The sequence below is a fragment of the Streptomyces sp. Y2F8-2 genome (genome assembly GCF_014905555.1).
GTDB classification, from domain to species: Bacteria; Actinomycetota; Actinomycetes; order Streptomycetales; family Streptomycetaceae; genus Streptomyces; species Streptomyces cynarae.
Genome location: NZ_BNGS01000009.1, coordinates 115,765 through 133,705, shown reverse-complemented (window position 1 = coordinate 133,705; position 17,941 = coordinate 115,765). Strand labels below are relative to the sequence as shown.

Sequence of the window (17,941 nt, the reverse complement as noted above, 5' to 3'; positions counted from 1 at the left end):
CCATGACCGCCGAAGCCACCCGCAGCGAGCACGACCTGCTCGGCGACCGGGACCTGCCCGCCGAGGCGTACTGGGGCATCCACACCCTGCGCGCCACGGAGAACTTCCCCATCACCGGGACGCTGATCTCCGCCTACCCGCACCTGATCGACGCCCTGGCCGCCGTCAAGGAGGCCGCCGCCCTCGCCAACGAGGAACTGGGCCTGCTGCAACCGAGGAAGGCGGCCGCCATCGTCGCGGCCTGCCGGGAGATCCGCGACGGCAAGCTGCACGACCAGTTCGTCGTCGACGTGCTCCAGGGCGGTGCCGGCACGTCGACGAACATGAACGCCAACGAGGTGATCGCCAACCGGGCCCTGGAGCTGTTGGGCCACCGGAAGGGTGAGTACCGGCACCTGCACCCCAACGAGGACGTCAACCTCGGCCAGTCCACCAACGACGTCTACCCGACCGCCGTCAAGATCGCGACGGTGTGCGCGGTGCACGGTCTGCTCAGGGCCATGTCCGTGCTCCAGGACGCCTTCGCCGCCAAGGCGGTCGAGTTCCGCGACATCCTCAAAATGGGCCGCACCCAGCTGCAGGACGCGGTGCCCATGACGCTGGGCCAGGAGTTCTCCGCATACGCGGTCATGATCGAGGAGGACCGCGGCCGACTCGCCGAGGCGGTGGAGCTGATCCACGAGATCAACCTCGGTGCCACGGCGATCGGCACCGGGCTCAACGCTCCAGCGGGATACGCCGAGTCCGCGCGGCGCCACCTCTCGGAGATCACCGATCTGCCGCTGGTGACCGCGGCCAACCTGGTCGAGGCCACTCAGGACTGTGGCGCCTTCGTGCAGATGTCCGGCGTGCTCAAGCGGATCGCGGTCAAGCTGTCCAAGAGTTGCAACGACCTGCGCCTGCTGTCCTCCGGGCCGCGCGCGGGGCTGAACGAGATCAACCTGCCGCCCGTGCAGGCCGGTTCGAGCATCATGCCGGGCAAGGTGAACCCGGTGATCCCGGAGGTCGTCAACCAGGTCGCCTTCGAGGTGATCGGCAACGACGTCACCATCACGATGGCCGCCGAGGCCGGCCAGCTCCAGCTCAACGCCTTCGAGCCGATCATCCTGCACTCCCTCTCCGAGAGCATCACGCACCTGGAGCGCGCCTGCCTCACCCTCGCCGGGCGCTGCGTCTCCGGCATCACCGCCAACACCGAGGCGCTGCGCGCGAGCGTGGAGAACTCCATCGGCCTGGTCACCGCCCTCAACCCGCACATCGGGTACGCGGCCGCCACCGAGATCGCCAAGGAGGCCCTCGCCACCGGCTGCGGAGTCGCTGAACTCGTCCTGGAACGAGGTCTGTTGCCGGCCGAGACGCTCGCCGACCTGCTGCGGCCCGAGGTCGTGGCCGGAAGGAGCCGGGTACTGGCCAAAACGCGCCTCCCGTGACCGGCACAGTGCGGCTTGCCGGGCGCTGCCACGTCCCAGGCGACCGTGGAGGTACTTCGCGATCAGCCGCGGGCTGAGGCTGTGAACCCAGTGCCCCGCCGCCGGTCGAGCGGGCCTCGCCCGCTCGACCGGCGGCGATTGCGCATTCCTGAGAAGGTCCGGCGGATCCGGCTCACATCCGGGCGTACGGCTGAGGCGACAGCGTCTCGAAGGAGAGCCGGACGGTGGTGGCGGTCCCGGTGTCCGTGTTGGACGTGCGCAGGGCGGTCAGTTCATCCGCCGTCAGCGCGCGCCGCACCAGGCGGAACTCGTCCAGGGAGCCCTTGAACCGGTCGTAGCCGTCCGGCCTGGCCCCCAGATGGAGACCGAGCACGGCGAAGCCGTCCTCGTACGTCACCGAGCCGACCGGAGCCGCGGCCTCGCCGGGCGTTCCACCGTCCACCGACAGGCTGAGCTTTCCGTTCGTGCGCTCGAGCACCACATGGTGCCAGGCGCCGTCACCGAAGGCGTAGGCCGCGCTGCCGTCGGCGGCGTAGACGGTGGTGGTGCCCGTGTCCGTCTGCAGCACGGCGGCGAGCCGGTCCTGGCCCGGCTGGGCCCGCAGCCACAGCTGCCGATCGGTGCTGCCGATGCCGTACGCCCAGAGGACGACCTGGTTGGCGCTCGTCTGGCTCGCCGAGTAGCGCATCCAGGTCGCCACGGTGAAGTCACGGGAGCCGAGGGCCTCGTCCGCGCCGTACGGCACCTCGACCGAGTCGTCCGTGCCGTCCAGCGCGAGCCCGGCGCCGAACCGGCCGCCGCCCGCCGAGGTCGCGGGCCGGGCTCCGCCCCGTACGAAGGCGTGGTTGCAGTGCACCGACGAATCGGGGGTCGCCGGGCCCGCGGCCGGTCTGACCACCTGGTGTGCCTCGGTGTGGCCGTTCTCCATCGACCACGACAGGGCGGGCCTGTCGGCCGGGTAGCCGCCCCCGGAGCCGACGGCGGACTGCGCGATCCTCGTCAGCTCGTCCGTCGTCAGCGCCCGCTTGTAGAGCCGGGCCTCGTCCAGGGAGCCGGTGAACACATCCAGGTTGCCCGGCTTGGAGCCGACCCGCAGTCCCTCCGGTGTCGCCGCGGAGGTGAGCGCGCCGGACAGTCCGGTCGTCTCGGCGGCCGTGGTCCCGTCCACGCTCAGTCGCAGGGTGCCACTGCTCCGGCTCACCGCGAGCAGGTGCCAGGCGCCGTCCCCGAAGGCGGCCGACGGTCCGGGGTCGGTCAGCGCCACCTGCACCGCACCCGCGGGCGTCTCGGCCCACGCGAGCAGCCGCCTCTGGGACGGCTGCGCGCGCACCCACAGCGAGGGCGCGCCGGAGACCGAGCCGTAGGCCCACAACAGCGCGGCGTTCGCGTCGGTCTCGGTCAGGGTGTGCCGGAACCACAGGGCGTAGGTGAAGTCGCCGGAGCCGACGTCGAGGGCCGGCAGATAGGGGACCTCGACGCCAGGCCGGGACGCCGAGACCGAGATCGCGCCCTTGCCGATCCGGCCGGCCACCTCACCGGGCACCCCGCCGAGAAGGGTGCCGTCGGCGCAGTGCCCCGAGACGTCGTCCTCGATCGCGACCGAGGCCAGCGCGGGCACATCGGCCGTGTCGACCACCTGGAACGGCAGCCGCACACCGAGCGAACCGTCCACGGAAGGGGCCGCGTTCGCCGTACGCAACTCGGCGAGCTGGGCATCCGTCAACGCGCTGCGGTACACACGGAACTCGTCCAGGCCGCCGGTGAAGGGGTCACCGGCCGCGGTGTCGGGCTTGGCCCCGAGCCGGATACCGTCGACACCATCGACGCGGTCCGCGCTGACCGACCCGGCCACCCCGCCGGCCTGCGCCGAGGACGTGCCGTCGACCGAGAGCGTGATCCGTCCGCCGTTGCGCACCAGCGTCAGATGGTGCCAGGCGTCGTCGCCGAAGGCGGTCGACGGACCGGGGTCGGTCAGTGCGACGGAGGCGGTGCCGCCGGTGCCCTGCACCCAGGCGTACAGCCGGTTCTGGCCGGGCTGGGCACGCACCCACACCTGCGGTTTCGTCGCGCCGTACCCGTAGGCCCACAGCAGTACCCTCTGCTGGGTCTCACCGGGCTGCGCCTTGTACCTGAAGAACAGCGAGTAGGTGAAGTCGCCGTCGCCCGGGTCGATTCCCGGCGCGTACGGCACGTCGGCGTACTCACCGGTGGCGTCGAGGGCCAGCCCCTGGCCCCAGCGGCCGCCCGCGAGCGTCGAACTCCCGGTGAGATAGGCGTCGTTCGCGTTCGGCGTGCTGTCCGGGGTGGTGCGGCCCGCGGCCCGGGAGGCCTGCGGGTGCACCGCGCCGGTGAAGGTACCCGGCACGCCGGCCGCCGCCGGGGTGAAGCGGTTGAAGTAGATGTTGGCCGCGGAGAAGCCGTCGCCGCCCTCGTAGACCAGGCCGATCTCGCCGTCGGTCAGCTCGACCAGGTCCGAGTACCCGGCCCGCTTGGCGTTGATCTGCGCGGCGTCGTGCCAGGTGGTGCCGCGGTCGGTGGAGTAGCGGATCCGCATGTTCTGGCGGTCCGTCGGGTGCGAGGGCGCCGAGAGGACGAGCGTGTCGCCGGGCGTGGCCCGGTAGGTCTGCTCCAGCGCCAGGACCGACGCCTGCACCTCGGGCGTGGTCAGCGAGGGCACGACCTGCTGCGCGGGCACGGTCGCGCCCGAGTCGGTGCTGACGGCGTGCGTACGGTGCCCGGACGAGGAGCCGTTGTTGTTGCGGGCGTTGATGTAGACGTTCCCGTTGTCGAGTTCGGCGACGGTGGGCTCGCCCGGCTCCATCCCGGGCCCGGCGGAGTCGGCCGTGGCGCTCGCGAACCACTCGTCGCCGTCGTCGCTGTAGAGCACACCGACGAGTTGGGGGTCCTGACCGGGCCGTGGTGGGGACTCGTACGCCCCCACCACCAGCCGGCCTGCCTTGTCGCCGCGCTTGAGCTGGATACCGTGCGAGGGGCCGGTGCCGAACCAGCCGTCCTGCGGGTCCGCCAGCCGCGGCAGCGGTTTCGGTGCGCCGAAGGTCAGCCCGTCGTCCGTGCTGCGCTGGACTCGAGGCAGCCGTTTGCCGCCCGGCTCGGCCGGTTCCGACGTGGAGAGCAGGTGGACGTCGCCGGTACGCAGGTCGGCGACGGGTGAGGGGTTGCCGCGTGTGTAGGGCGTCTCCGGATCGGTGTCGCTGCCGGCGAGCGCCACGCGGATGGGGCCCCAGGTGCGGCCGCCGTTGGTGGACCGACGGACGACGATGTCGATGGCACCCCGGTCGGCGCAGGAGGGCGAGCGGCGGGCCTCGGCGAAGGCGAGCAGTGTGCCCGCCTTCGTACGGACGATCGTGGGGATGCGGAAACAGCCGTATCCGGCGGTTCCGGAGCGGAACAGGATCTGTTCGGTCCCGATGAGGCCGTCGGCCGACGGCTGGGTACCTCCGGCGGCGGCGGGTGGAGCGACGGCTCCGAGGAGGATCAGGGGCAGGGTGACGAGGGCGGCGCCGAGGGCGCGTAGGCGTAGCCGGGACACGGCGGTGCAGACCTTTCTGGTGCGGTGCGGACCCGCGACGGGGGACCTGGCCGTGAGCAGACCGCCGCCGGCCCGCCCCGTCCCGGTGCCGACAGCGCGGCAGGAGGCGGGGCGGAGCGGGCGGCGGTGGAGGCGGGGCGTGACGGCCGTCGGGCCGCCACGGCCTCCTCTACGGTGTGATCACTTGGCCGGCGGGGTGGGCAGCTTGCCGCCCTGGAAGTCCGGCGCGTCGGCCGCGGCGCGCATCGCGCTGAGCGAAGAGGTCTGCTGGACTTGGTAGATGCGGGTCTGGTTGTCGGCGGTACGGAAGGTGTAGGCCCAGGTCGGACCGGTGGGGTTGGTGTAGGTGAAGGCGGTCGGCTCGGTGGCCGATGCTTCGAAGCTCACCTGCTGCCAGGCGCGCCAGGCGCCGCTGCCCTGTGCGGTCTCGCCGGTGTTGTGGACGTAGCCGTCGGCGCCGCGGACGACGACCTCGGTGAGGCCGGTCAGCGGGGAGACCACGGCGCTGGGGGAGCCCTGCGCGGTGATGCCGGCGAGGGTCTCCCAGGCTCCGTACGCCCCGCCCTCGGCGGTCTGCGCGGTGGTGACCACGTTGCCGCTCGCGTCCGTGGCGAAGACACGCATGCGGTAGCCGGGGTAGACGATGACGGACGGCGTGCCGGTGATGGCCTGGGTGCCCATTCCGGTCCACGCCGAGAGCGTGCCTCCCTCCTTGAACAGGGCGGTGGAGAGGGTGCCGTCGGCCTTCCTGCCGAAGATCTGGATACCGTCGCGCACGGTGACGGCGGTGAGGGGGCCGGTGAAGCCGCTGCCCGAGAGCGGCATCCAGCCCATGAAGTCCACGTTGGCGCGCTGCTGGATGCGGTACCAGGGCTTGCCGCTCGCGTCGACGGCGAACTGGGTCATCAGACCGGTGGGGGTCTTGCCGGTGACGGCGTCCTGTTGCATGGCGCCGGCCAGATCGATCCAGTTGCCCCAGTCGGCGCTGCTCACGGCGGTCTGGTTGCGTTGCCAGACGCTGCCGGAGGTGTTGTGGGCGGTGACGACGACGCGGCCGTCGGTGTGCGCGGACAGCGAGGGCCGGCCGGTGAAGGCCTCCTGGCCGGAGATCACCGTCCACTGGGCGCCGTTGATGTCGGCCGGGTCGGTGCGGCCGTGGACCAGGCGGCCGATGTTGTCGGTGTAGGCGAGCTCCAGCTTGCCGTCGGACGCCTGCATGACCGAGTTGGGGGTGTACGACTGCAGCGGCACCGGCGTCGCAGCGGGCGTGTGGTTGACGTTGAGCTTGCAGACGTCGGGCCCCGCCGACACCGAGACGTAACCGGCCCAGCCGGACGCCTCGACCTGCTTGTTGTAGACGGGCCAGTCGCGGGTGTCCTCGTCGAAGCGGTAGTACGCGACCGCGCCGCCGCCCTTGACGCGGAACAGCGTGTCACCGCCGTACGACGGCATGAACTTGGTGTCGCTCCAGTCGGCGGCGGACTCCAGCACATGGCGTTCGATCCAGCGCTGGCTGGTGTAGTCGTAGCGCGAGCGGTAGAGCTTGCCGTCGGTCGCGTCACGGCCGTAGATGACACCGCGGTCGCCCGCGTAGATCGCGTCGTAGTTCCATCCCATGTCGACGATCTTGCCGCTGCCCTCGACGAACTCGTTGGCGGTCGCGTCGTAGCGGTACCAGCGCAGGTCGTTGGTGGCACCGGAGAGCGTCCATATGTAGCCGCCGCGGTCGACGGTGATGTCGTCGATCCGGTCGGCGGCCCTGAACTGGGCGAAGCTGGAGCTGATCTTGCGGTGGTGGACGTCCCAGGTGTTGCTGGAGCTGATCCGGTGGCTGTAGTACAGCCCGTCCGACTTGATGCCGTAGAAGGTCGCACCAGGGCCGGCGAGCATGTGGCCGTAGCCGGTCCAGGTGGTGTCGATGGTGGTGCCGGCGGGCAGGGCGTTGCCGACCGCCGGGTCCGGCATGTCGGTTCTGCTGAGCTTGCCGGCGGAGTCCAGCGTGTAGGTGGCCCCGCTGGAGCCACAGGTCAGCGATACGGCGGCCGCTGCGGGGGCGGAGGGCAGTGCGCCGGTGAGCGGAAGGGCGGTCGCCAGGGCCGTGGACAGAGCAGTGGCGGAGATGAGTGTGCGAGGTGAAATCCGGTTCATGACATGGACATTAAGAGTCTGACGGTGAACGCTGCCGTTTCAACCAGGTGAACAAAGATCTACAATAAAAATCTTGAAGGTAAACGGATGGTCTCAACAGTCAGTCCTGCACTGCAGATTGACGGCACATCAATTCGGCGACCAACCTGGGGGCGGTTCGGCGCCCCCTGAAGCGTCAAGTGAACGCCACGTGAACTCCAGCAGCATTTACGCCGAATGAAACCCCAGGGAGAACCCATGTCGCCTCCCGGTGGAGCCCTGCGCCCTGAAACCGGCGCCACCAGCGGGCTCCCCGGGAAAATCACGTGTCGATTCCGAAGGTAATGATCACGTAATGATCACGCCAAGGTGAATGGTCTCGACATCCAGTCGACATGGGCATGGCGATCCGACAGTCTTCCCCTGCTCATTCGTTCGTTCTGTGGGGGGACCGTGCCGGCGTACCGGACACTTGCGCGCTCGTTACTCATGCCAAGGCTTCTGCGTTCGCACTGGGGCAAGGCCATCGCGCTCGCCGTGGCAACGGTCATCGCCGTCGGCTCGCTCGCCGTCGCAGGCGTCGGGATCCATCTCTTCCCCGAGGAGCCGGCCGCCGCCAAGGGTCCCGGCCAGCGCTGGGGCAGTGCCGAGGGGCTGAGCCATTTGGCGGGCGGTGGGCGCAACAACGACGCGCCGCGGTCCCTGCGGGCCAAGTACCCGCTGAAGAGCCCGCCGGCCGCACGGCCCGCGGCGCGGAAGAACGCGGTCGAGGTCACCGCCCCGGCCCCCGCGAAGATCAAGGGCTTCGACCGCAGGACGAGCAAAGAGATCGTCTCGGAGCGCGACGCCCGCAGCCGTACGTACGCCAACGAGGACGGCACCCGCACCAGCGAGATCTCCACCGACCCCATCAACTATCGGGACGGCCGCGGAGTCTGGCGGACCATCAACACCTCGCTCGTCGAGGACGACGGCGGCTGGGCCAACGCCGCCGACTCCGTGGCCCTGCGCTTCGCCGACCGGGCCGACGCCGGCCGGCTCGCCTCCGTCACCCTGCCGTCCGGAGAGTCCTTCGGGTACGGGCTGAGCGGCGCCGCCTCCGTGGCGGGCAGCGCGGACGGTGCCCGCGTCACCTACGAGCAGGTGTTCCCCGGGACCGACCTCTGGCTGGACTCGCACGCCGGCGGGGTCAAGGAGACCCTCGTCCTGAAGTCCGCCACCGCCCCGAACAGCTTCCTCTTCCCGCTCCACCTCAAGGGCCTCACCGCCCGAGCCGACGGCGGATCGATTCTGCTGACCGACGCGAAGGGCCGTGCCCGCGCCGCCATCCCGGCCGGCTTCATGGAGGACGCCGCCCACGCCGTCTCACACGCCGTGTCGTACGAACTCGTCGAGCGGGACGGCGGCCAGGCGCTGAAGATGACCGTCGACCGGGACTGGCTGGCCGACCCCGCCCGTGCCTACCCCGTCCACATCGACCCTTCCGTCGACACCACGTCCGCCTCCACCTCCATGACGGTCCGCAGCGGCGGTTCCGTCGTCGGCTCCAGCGAACTGCAGGTCGGCAAGGGCCCGGACGGCGCCTCCGCCGCCTACCTCGGCTTCCCCGGCCTCGACGAGGAGCTCAGGTACCACCAGATCTTCGGTGTGCAGCTGCAGGTCGTGAACTTCGACTCGGCCTCCTGCAAGCCGCGTTCCGTCTCCGTCCACCCGGTGACCCAGTCGTGGACCGCCGGCACCGGCACCGCCTACCCCGGCCCCTCGGTCGGCGGCGCCCTCGCGTCGAAGTCCTTCGCCTACGGCTACATAGGCTTCGGCCAGTCGAAGTCCGCCTGCCCCACCGCCGGTGAGCTGTTCGACCTCGGCAAGGGCGGCCGCGACCTGGTGCAGCGCTGGGTCAACGGCACCCAGGCCAACTACGGCCTGTCCCTGCGGGCCTCGGCCACCGACTCGCTCGCGTTCAAGAAGTTCACCGGCCACGCCTCGGCCAACCCGCCCAAGCTGTACGTCACGCACTCCCCGTACAACGCCTCCTACAGCTTCCCCAAGCCCGTCCCCGACCCGCCGGTACTGCAGAACCAGGCCGGGCAGGTCAAGGTCGCCGTCACCAACAAGGGCGCCGAGACCTGGACACCGTCCACCTACTACCTCGCCTACCGCGCCTACGACAAGAAGGGCAAGCTGGTCACGCAGCAGCGTGCGGGCAACCTCACCGGCAACGTGGCCCACGGTGCCAAGGCGACGGTCGACGCCACCATCAAGGCGCTCCCGCCGGGCGTCTACATGCTCGACTTCACGATGGTGCGTCAGGGCGGCAAGGTCTTCACCGACGAGCAGGTGCCGCCGGGCCGGCTGACCATCCAGGTCTTCGACATCGCGCCGGTGGTCAAGGAGCAGTTCCCGCCCAACGGCTACCAGGCCCAGACCCTGACCCCGCAGCTGTGGGCGGCCGGCGTCGACATCGACGCGCCCCCCGGCTCCTCGCTCCAGTACAAGTTCGAGATCTGCGAGGCGGACAAGGACGGCAAGCCGACCGCCTGCACGACCTCCGCCTACCAGACGAGCTCGGCCTACCCGGTGCCCTCCGGCCGGCTGAAGTGGGGCAAGACCTATCTGTGGCGCGGCTTCGTCAAGGACGCGTCCAACGAGGTGCCCACCCAGCAGGTGGCGCTGGTCGCCGCCGTTCCGCAGCCCGAGATCACCTCGCGGCTCTCTCAGGCACAGGGCAAGGAGTTCGACCCCAACGTCGGCAACTTCACCTCCAGCGCGACCGACGCGTCCCTCGCCGGCGTCGGTCCCGACCTGACGCTCATCCGTACCTACAACAGCCTCGACCCGCGGCGTGACCTCGCCTTCGGCGCCGGCTGGACGACGCGCTTCGACATGCGGCTCACGCCGGACGACGACGGCAGTGGCAACGTCGTCATCCGCTACCCCGACGGCCAGGACGTCCGCTTCGGCAAGAACGCCGACGGGACGTACGCCCCGCCGCCCGGCCGCTTCGCCAAGCTGACCTTCGACTCCACGGCCGACACCTACGCGCTGCAGGACAAGTCCGGTACGACGTACGACTTCAGCACGACCGGTCTCCTGGCCAAGATCACCGACGCGTACTCCAACTCGGTCACCTACACCTACAGCGCCGGCAAGCTCGCGACCGCCACGAACAACCGCACCTCCCGCTCGCTGACCTTCACCTGGACCGGCGCGCACGTCACCAGGGTCCAGACGACCCCCGTCGACGGTGCCCCGCTGACCTGGACGTACAGCTACACCGGCGATCTGCTCGACAAGGTCTGCGACCCGCTGAACGGCTGCACCCAGTACGGCTACGGCACCGGCAGCCACTACGCCACCACCGTGCTCGACTCCCGCCCCGAGTCCTACTGGCGCCTGGGCGAGGAGGAGGGCACCGCGGCGAACAGCGCCAACGAGGCCAACCTCGGCAAGGACCGCGGCACCTACCAGAACGTCACCCTGAAGGCCGCCGGTGCGATCACCGGCGACCCCGGCACCGCCGCGTCCTTCAACGGCACCACCTCACGCGTCGACCTGCCCGCCGGCACGCTGAAGAAGAGCCGTGACGCAGCGGTCGAGGTGTGGTTCAAGACGATCGCGGGCGGCGTCGGCGGCCCGCTCGTCGGGTACCAGGACAAGGCCTGGGGCACCACGCCCGGCACCGGTGTCCCGATGCTGTACGTCGGCACCGACGGAAAGCTCCGCGGCCAGTTCTGGACCGGCACCGCCGGGCCGATCACCGACATGACCAAGAACGTCAACGACGGCCAGTGGCACCACGCGGCGCTGTCGATGTCCGGCTCCACCCAGAGCCTCTATCTGGACGGCAAGCTCTCCGGGACCCTCACGGGCAAGCAGCCGCTGCAGACCAACCTCACCTACAACCAGATCGGCGCCGCCTACGCCACCACCCCCGCCTCCTGGCCGGGCTGGGGCTCCACCGCCGCCAAGTCCTTCGCGGGCACCGTCGACGACGTCGCCGTCTACCACCACCCGCTGGGCACGGCGGCCGTCACCGCCCACTACCGCGAGGGCGGACGCACCGCCGACGTCCTGACGAAGACGACGCTGCCCAGCGGCCGCATCGCCTCCGAGGTCCAGTACGACACCAACCGCGACCGCGTCCAGGAGTACACCGACCGCAACGGCGGCACGTGGAAGATCGGCACGCCCGCTGTCTTCGGCAACGACAAGGACCTGCGCCGCACCGTCGAGGTGCGCGACCCGATGGACGCCCCGTACTTCTACGAGTACGACGGGCTGTCCTCGCGGCTGCTGCGCTACGGCGAGCCGATGGCGCTCGGCGCCCGGGAGTCCGTCACCAAGGCCCCGTCCCCGTCGCCGACCGACCCCGGGCAGGTCTGTACCCAGCCCGACCCGGGCGACCCGGCCTTCTGCACCAATCCGCCCGGTAACGGCGGCGACGGCCCGGACTTCATCCGCTACCCGGTCGACGGCGTCGCCATCCGCTCCTTCGAGTACGACGACAACGGCTTCCAGACCGGGATCACCAGCGAGAACGGCGACAAGGTCACCCTCGGCTACGACGACCGCGGCAACGTGACCAGCCGGACGACCTGCCGTTCGGCCGGCGACTGCCAGACCTCGTACACCACCTACCCGACGCCGAGCGGCGACTTCGACCTGCGGGCCGACCAGCCGTCCGAGACCCGGGACGGCCGTTCGACCGGCCCCACCGACAACCGCTACCTCACCAAGTACACGTACAACACCAGCGGTGCGTTGCTCACCCAGACGGCACCCGACGGCGGCACGGCCAGAAACACGTACACGACCGGTACCGAGCCGGCCATCGGGGGCGGCAACACGCCCACCGGCCTGCCGCTCACCACCGCCGACCCACGCGGCAAGATCACCCGCTACCAGTACTACAAGAACGGCGACCTGGCCTGGGTGACCGACCCGTCCGGCGGCGTCACCAAGTACACGTACGACGCACTGGGCCGCAAGCTCACCGAGACCGTCGTCACCGACGCCCAGCCGGCCGGAACGACGTCGACGTTCACCTACGACAAGCTCTCCCGGGTCCACACCCTCACCGACCCGGCGGCGACCAACGCCGTCACCTCCGGCAGGCACCAGCAGCGGACCACCACGGACTACGACGCCGACGGCAACGTGGTGCGCACCGAGATCAGCGACCTGCTGGGCGGCGACGCCGCGCGGGTGATGACCTTCGGCCTCGACGACCACGGCCGTCCTGAGCTGGTCACCGACGCCGAGGGCAACGAGACCTCGTACACCTACGACGTCTTCGGCAACAAGACGTCCATGGTGGACGCGAACGGCAACCACTTCGACTACGTCTACACCGCGCGCAACATGCTGGCCGAGACCCGGCTGCGCGACTGGGACGACGACGGCGGCGACGACAGCTACACCGTCCTGCAGTCGTACGCCTACGACATGGGCGGCCGGCTGGCCCGGCACACGGACTCGATGGGCCGCTCGCTGATGTACCAGTACTACGGCGACGACCTGGTCAAGTCGATCACGCTCAAGGACTTCCACAACCCCGACGGCACCAAGCGCGACATCGTCGTGGAGTCCGACACCTACGACGGCGCCGGCAACGTCCTCACCGAGACGACCGCGGGCGGCAAGCTCGTCACCGAGTACACCTACGACCCGGTCGGCCGGGTGAAGTCCGAGGTCGTTGACCCGGGTGGACTCGCGCGCCGCACGACGTACACCTACGACCCCGCCGGCAACGTGCTGACGACCGCCTCCAGCGGTTCCCCGTCCAACGTCCCCTGGCCGGTGAGCGTCAGCGGCGACTCCGTCCGCTACGAGTACGACGACGCGGGCAACGTCCTTCACGAGACGGTCGAGAACGGCACCGACTCGCGAACCACCGACTACACCTACGACGACCGCGGGCTCACCACCTCCAAGACGGACCCGGCGGGCAACAAGACCGAGTACGGCTACGACGAGCTGGGCCGGGCGGTCTCCGTCACCGCGCCCGCCGTGCAGACCGAGTCCGGCGGCGGCACGCCCGCCACCTCGCGGCCGACCACCTTCACCGGTTACGACACCTTCGGTGCGGTCACGGAGTCGGTCGACGCGCTCGGGAACGTCAACCGCACCGCCTACGACCGGCTGGGCCGCGTGACCACCGCGACCGCGCCCTCCTACACCGCGCCGGGCTCCACGCAGACCGTCGCCCCGACCGTCACCAACACCTACGACGCGCTCGGCAACCTCACCGAGAGCACCGACCCGCTCGGCCGCGTGACCAAGTTCCAGTACGACCGCCAGAACCGGCTCACCGTCAAGGACGTGCCCGTCGGCACGGGCGACGAGCGGGGCCAGTGGAAGTACACGTACACCCGTACCGGCGAGGTGCTGTCCGTCACGGACCCCAGCGGTGCCCGCGCCGAGACGACCTACGACGACCTGGACCGCCCGGTCACCACCACCCAGATCGAGCGCAAGCCGCAGCCCGGCGCCTTCACCACCCGCAACGAGTACGACGACGCGGGCAACGTGGTGAAGCAGACCGCGCCGAGCGGCGCCGTCAGCCAGTTCACCTACGACAGCCTCAGCCAGCTGACCAGACTGCAGGAGCCCAGCGGCGCCGTCACCCAGCTCGGCTACGACGCCTCGGGCCGCGAGGTGCGCCGCACGGACGGCATGGGCCGCACCTCCGCGAAGATCTACGACCAGCTCGGCCAGCTCGTCCAGGACCAGGACCTGGACCCGGCCAACAGCCAGCTGCGCAAGGTCAGTTACACCTACGACAAGGCGGGCAACCTGGTCACGTCGACCAACCCGCTGAACCGTACGACGACGTACACGTACGACGCCCTCAACCGGCTGACCACCCAGACCGAGCCGGTCTCCGACACCAAGTCCATCACCACGTCCTTCGGCTACGACGCGCTCGGCAACCGCACCCGCTACACGGACGGCCGCGGGAACTCGACGATCTACACCGTCAACACGCTCGGTCTCGCCGAGTCGGTGATCGAGCCGGCGACCGATCGCGACCCGTCCCCGGCAGCCCGTACCTGGACGACCGCGTACGACGCCGACGGCGAGCCCGTGAAGCTCACCGCGCCGGGCAACGTGGTCCGCGAGCGCGAGTACGACAAGGCGGGGCAACTGGTTCGCGAGACCGGCACGGGTGCCGACGTGACGACCCCCGAGAAGCGGTTCCGGTACGACCCGGCGGGCCGGCTGGTCCAGGCCTCCTCACCGAAGGGCGACGACACCTACGAGTACGACGACCGGGGCTCACTGCTGAAGGCGACCGGCCCGTCCGGCGACGCCACGTACCAGTACGACAGCGACGGCCTGCTCACCAGCCGCACCGACGCGGCCGGCACCGCGAGCTTCAGCTACGCCAAGCAGCAGCTCACCTCGGCGACCGACCCGCTCACCGGTGTGCGGCAGAGCTACACCTACGACGGATCGGGCGCGGTCAAGAAGGTCGACTACGGCGCGGGCCAGTCCCGCAGCTTCACCTACGACGACCTGGGCCGGCTCGACACCGACACGCTGAAGAACAGCGCCGGCCAGACGATGGCGTCGACCGACTACGGCTACGACACCGACGACCGGCTGACGTCGAAGACCACGACGGGCACCGCCAAGGCCGGGACCAACACCTACGGTTACGACTACGCCGGCCGCCTCACCTCCTGGACGGCCGGCGGCACGACGACGGCGTACGGCTGGGACGACAGCGGCAACCGTGTGAAGAACGGCGGCAAGACCGCCACCTTCGACGAGCGCAACCGGCTGCTGTCCGACGGCGACTACACGTACGACTACACCTCACGCGGCACGCTCGCGTCGCGCACCAGTTCCGGTCTGAAGGAGGACTTCACCTTCGACGCCTTCGACCGGCTGGTGAAGGCGGGCGAGTCCGGAACGCAGTACACGTACGACTCGCTGGACCGTGTCGCGGCTCGCAACGGCGTGGACTTCTCCTACGCCGGCTTCGCACCCGACCCGGTCAAGGACCAGAACTCCACGTACGGCCGCGGCGCGGCGGACGAACTCCTGTCGATCGCCGAGAGCGGAGGTGCGGCCCGGCTGACGCTGGAGGACAAGCACGGCGACGTCGTCGGCAGCATGTCCGCGGCGGACGGCGCGGCCACCGCCCTGGACGAGTCCACGGCCTTCGACCCGTTCGGCCGGGTGCTCGGCACGGCCGACATGCACGGCAACGTGGGTTACCAGGGCGGCTGGACCGACCCGGACACCGACCAGGTCGACATGCAGTCCCGCTGGTACGACCCGGGGACGGGCACCTTCGACTCCCAGGACTCCTACATCTACAGCTCCGGCGCCTCGATCCTGGCGAACCGCTACACCTACGGCGCCGGCGCCCCGCTGGACTACACCGACCCGGACGGCCACTGGCCGAGCTGCGGCTGGTGCAAGAAGGCCGTGAGCTGGACGGGCAAGAAGCTCCGCCAGGGCGCGCACTGGGTCTCCAAGACCGCCCAGTCCGTCTGGCACGGCGTGCAGTGGGCGTGGAACAACCCGGGGGCGGCGTTCAAGCTGGCGCTGAGCTACGTCGGCAAGGCTGCCAGCTGGGTGTACCGGAAGTCGGGGCTGAAGACGGTCGTCGACGCCACGGTCAACGCCGTCAAGTGGGTCGGCCAGAAGACGGGCATCACCGAGTGGGCCCGTGAGAAGGCGAGACAGGCCGCCAGGGCGGCCTACCAGGCCAAGGTCTACATCACGAAGAAGGCCAGGCAGGCGGCCTCCTTCGCGGCGCAGCACAACCCGATCCCGGCGATCCTCGCGGCCACCAAGCCGCTGATCGCCGTCGGCAAGGCGATCGTCACCGCCGACCCGAACCTTCCGGCGATCGTCGTCGGCGCGGCCGTCCAGGTGGTCGCCGATGCAGCCAAGGCCGCGGACGCCATCCGCGACGAGGTCGTCAAGCAGGTCGGGAGCGTCGTGGAGAGCGTCTCGGACGCGGTCGACTGGGGCGAGGTCTGGGACGACGTCAAGACGGTCGGCAACATCGTCGGCGACGTCACCGGCTTCAACGACATCAAGAACTGCGTCACCACGGGCGACATGGAGTCCTGCGCCTGGGCGGCGGCGACCGTGGGCGGCATCGTCCTCGGCGGCGCCGGCGCGGCGGCGGTCCGGGCGGCGAAGGCCGGACGGATGACGGCGAAGGCGGCGAAGTACGCGGACGAGATCGCGAAGGCGGCGGAGAAGGGCAAGAAGGTCCTCGAAGAGGCCGAGTCGGTGGCGGAATGCGTCTCGACCGCCGGCGACGTGGCGTCTCTCGCCAGCGGCAACAGCTTCGTACCCGGTACGGAAGTCGTGATGGCGGACGGCAGCCGCAAACCGATCGAGAAGGTCGAGGAGGGCGACGAGGTCCTCGCCACCGACCCGACGACCGGCAAGACCTCGAAGGAGAAGGTCACCGACACGATCAAGGGCAAGGGCACGAAGAACCTCGTCAAGCTCACGATCGACACGGACGGCGACAAGGGCCACGCGACGGACACCGTCACGGCGACCGCGGGCCACCCCTTCTGGGTCCCGGACCTGAAGAAGTGGCTGAAGGCCGGCGAGCTGAAGCCCGGCCAGTGGCTCCAGACGGGTTCCGGTACCTGGGTCCAGGTCGAAGCGGTCAGCGCATGGACGCAACAGGCGGCGGTCTACAACCTGACGGTCGACACGGCGCACACGTACTACGTGGCGGCGGGCGAGACGTCGACCCTCGTTCACAACTGCGCCGCGGGCAAGGGCACCAGAGGCAACAAGGGCAAGTTCCAGCCCACGATCACGGTCCACCGGGCCCAGGGCAACTGGAACATGGACGACCGTATCTCGGAAGCCACCGGTCTGCGGTACGAGGCGGCGGAAAGGGCGACGGGCAAGGCCAAGTCCCGTACCTACACGGCCGCCGTGCACAAGAAGACGGGGGACATCGCGGTGGGCTGCTCGGGCAACGGCAGCTGCGCCGAGCCGAACATCCTCGACCACACAGGCTGGGACGCGGACGACGTCGTCTTCACCAGGGCGATCCGGCGGGAGGACTTCGACGACGGGAACGGCAAGATTCTCCAGGAGAAGGAGATCTGCACGACCTGCCAGGGCAACTATCCCGCTGACAACTTCGTCCACAGTGTCATCTACGACCCCAAGGGACCATGGATGATTGGGCAGTGATGAGGGCATCGATCCTGGAACTGCGACGCCACGACTGGTCCGCACTGCGCTGCGGCTGCGGGCAGTCGGGTGCGCATCTGGCGGAGTCGTTCAGCAGGCTCCTGGAAGCCCGCAGCAGGCAGGAGACCATCGGGCACACGCTGGAGAACCACCTCGAGGTGCAGAGCATGCTCTTCGAGGTGGCCCCGCATGCCGTGCCGGTGATGCTCACGGCGCTGGGGGAGGATCTGCACGACTCCGTCAGGGGCCACTTCCTGGGGATGCTGGAGTTCCTCGTGACAGGGGAGTCGCATCGAAGCGAGGTCGAGGCCGGTCGCCCCGATCTGGAGGAGGAGTGCGTAGCCGCGGTGCGTGAGGGCATCCTGGTGCTGTATGCGGAGGCCGTGTCCGGAGACGTCGAGGCTGTGTTCGACATTCTCGAGTTCGTCGACGAGGACGCGGACCGGCTGGAGTACTACCGCTCCGCCCTGGCCGAGGGCCTTCGCCAGGGGTGAGCAGGGCCGTGGCCCAGGGCGGTCTAACGGTTCGAACTCGAACACGTCGAAGTTCTCGGCGATGCTGTGGCGGCCAGAGCGGCGAGTGCTTCGGCGAGCCGTTCGACGCGGGCGCGCCGGGTGGGAGCGGTGGCTTTCGAAGACCGTAC

Annotated in this window: 5 protein-coding genes; 3 read left to right on the top strand and 2 right to left on the bottom strand. The window is 69.9% G+C overall.

Annotated elements, in window-relative coordinates; all coding sequences use genetic code 11:
* Positions 1-2: 2 nt before the first annotated feature.
* A complete protein-coding gene (aspA, locus tag SY2F82_RS28070) occupies positions 3-1,430 on the top strand; it encodes an aspartate ammonia-lyase (RefSeq protein WP_200421943.1) in 1,428 nt (475 codons plus the stop codon).
* Between the two features lie 172 nt (positions 1,431-1,602).
* Here aspA and SY2F82_RS28065 read toward each other — a convergent pair whose 3' ends face one another.
* Both SY2F82_RS28065 and SY2F82_RS28060 read right to left on the bottom strand, forming a co-directional pair.
* Entirely contained in the window at positions 1,603-4,980 is a 3,378-nt protein-coding gene (locus SY2F82_RS28065; RefSeq protein ID WP_200421942.1) for a sialidase family protein, read from the bottom strand.
* A gap of 180 nt (positions 4,981-5,160) precedes the next feature.
* Positions 5,161-7,128 (bottom strand): tachylectin-related carbohydrate-binding protein, encoded by a 1,968-nt coding sequence (locus SY2F82_RS28060; RefSeq protein WP_200421941.1) that lies wholly within the window; start codon positions 7,126-7,128, stop codon positions 5,161-5,163.
* 468 nt (positions 7,129-7,596) lie between these two features.
* Between SY2F82_RS28060 and SY2F82_RS39560 the strand changes: the two genes are divergently transcribed.
* Entirely contained in the window at positions 7,597-17,298 is a 9,702-nt protein-coding gene (locus SY2F82_RS39560) for a polymorphic toxin-type HINT domain-containing protein (RefSeq protein ID WP_200421940.1), read from the top strand.
* Positions 17,298-17,792, top strand: coding sequence for a hypothetical protein (locus SY2F82_RS28050; protein ID WP_200421939.1), 495 nt, complete (start codon positions 17,298-17,300; stop codon positions 17,790-17,792). Before SY2F82_RS39560 ends, SY2F82_RS28050 begins: the two co-directional genes overlap by 1 nt.
* Positions 17,793-17,941: the final 149 nt, after the last annotated feature.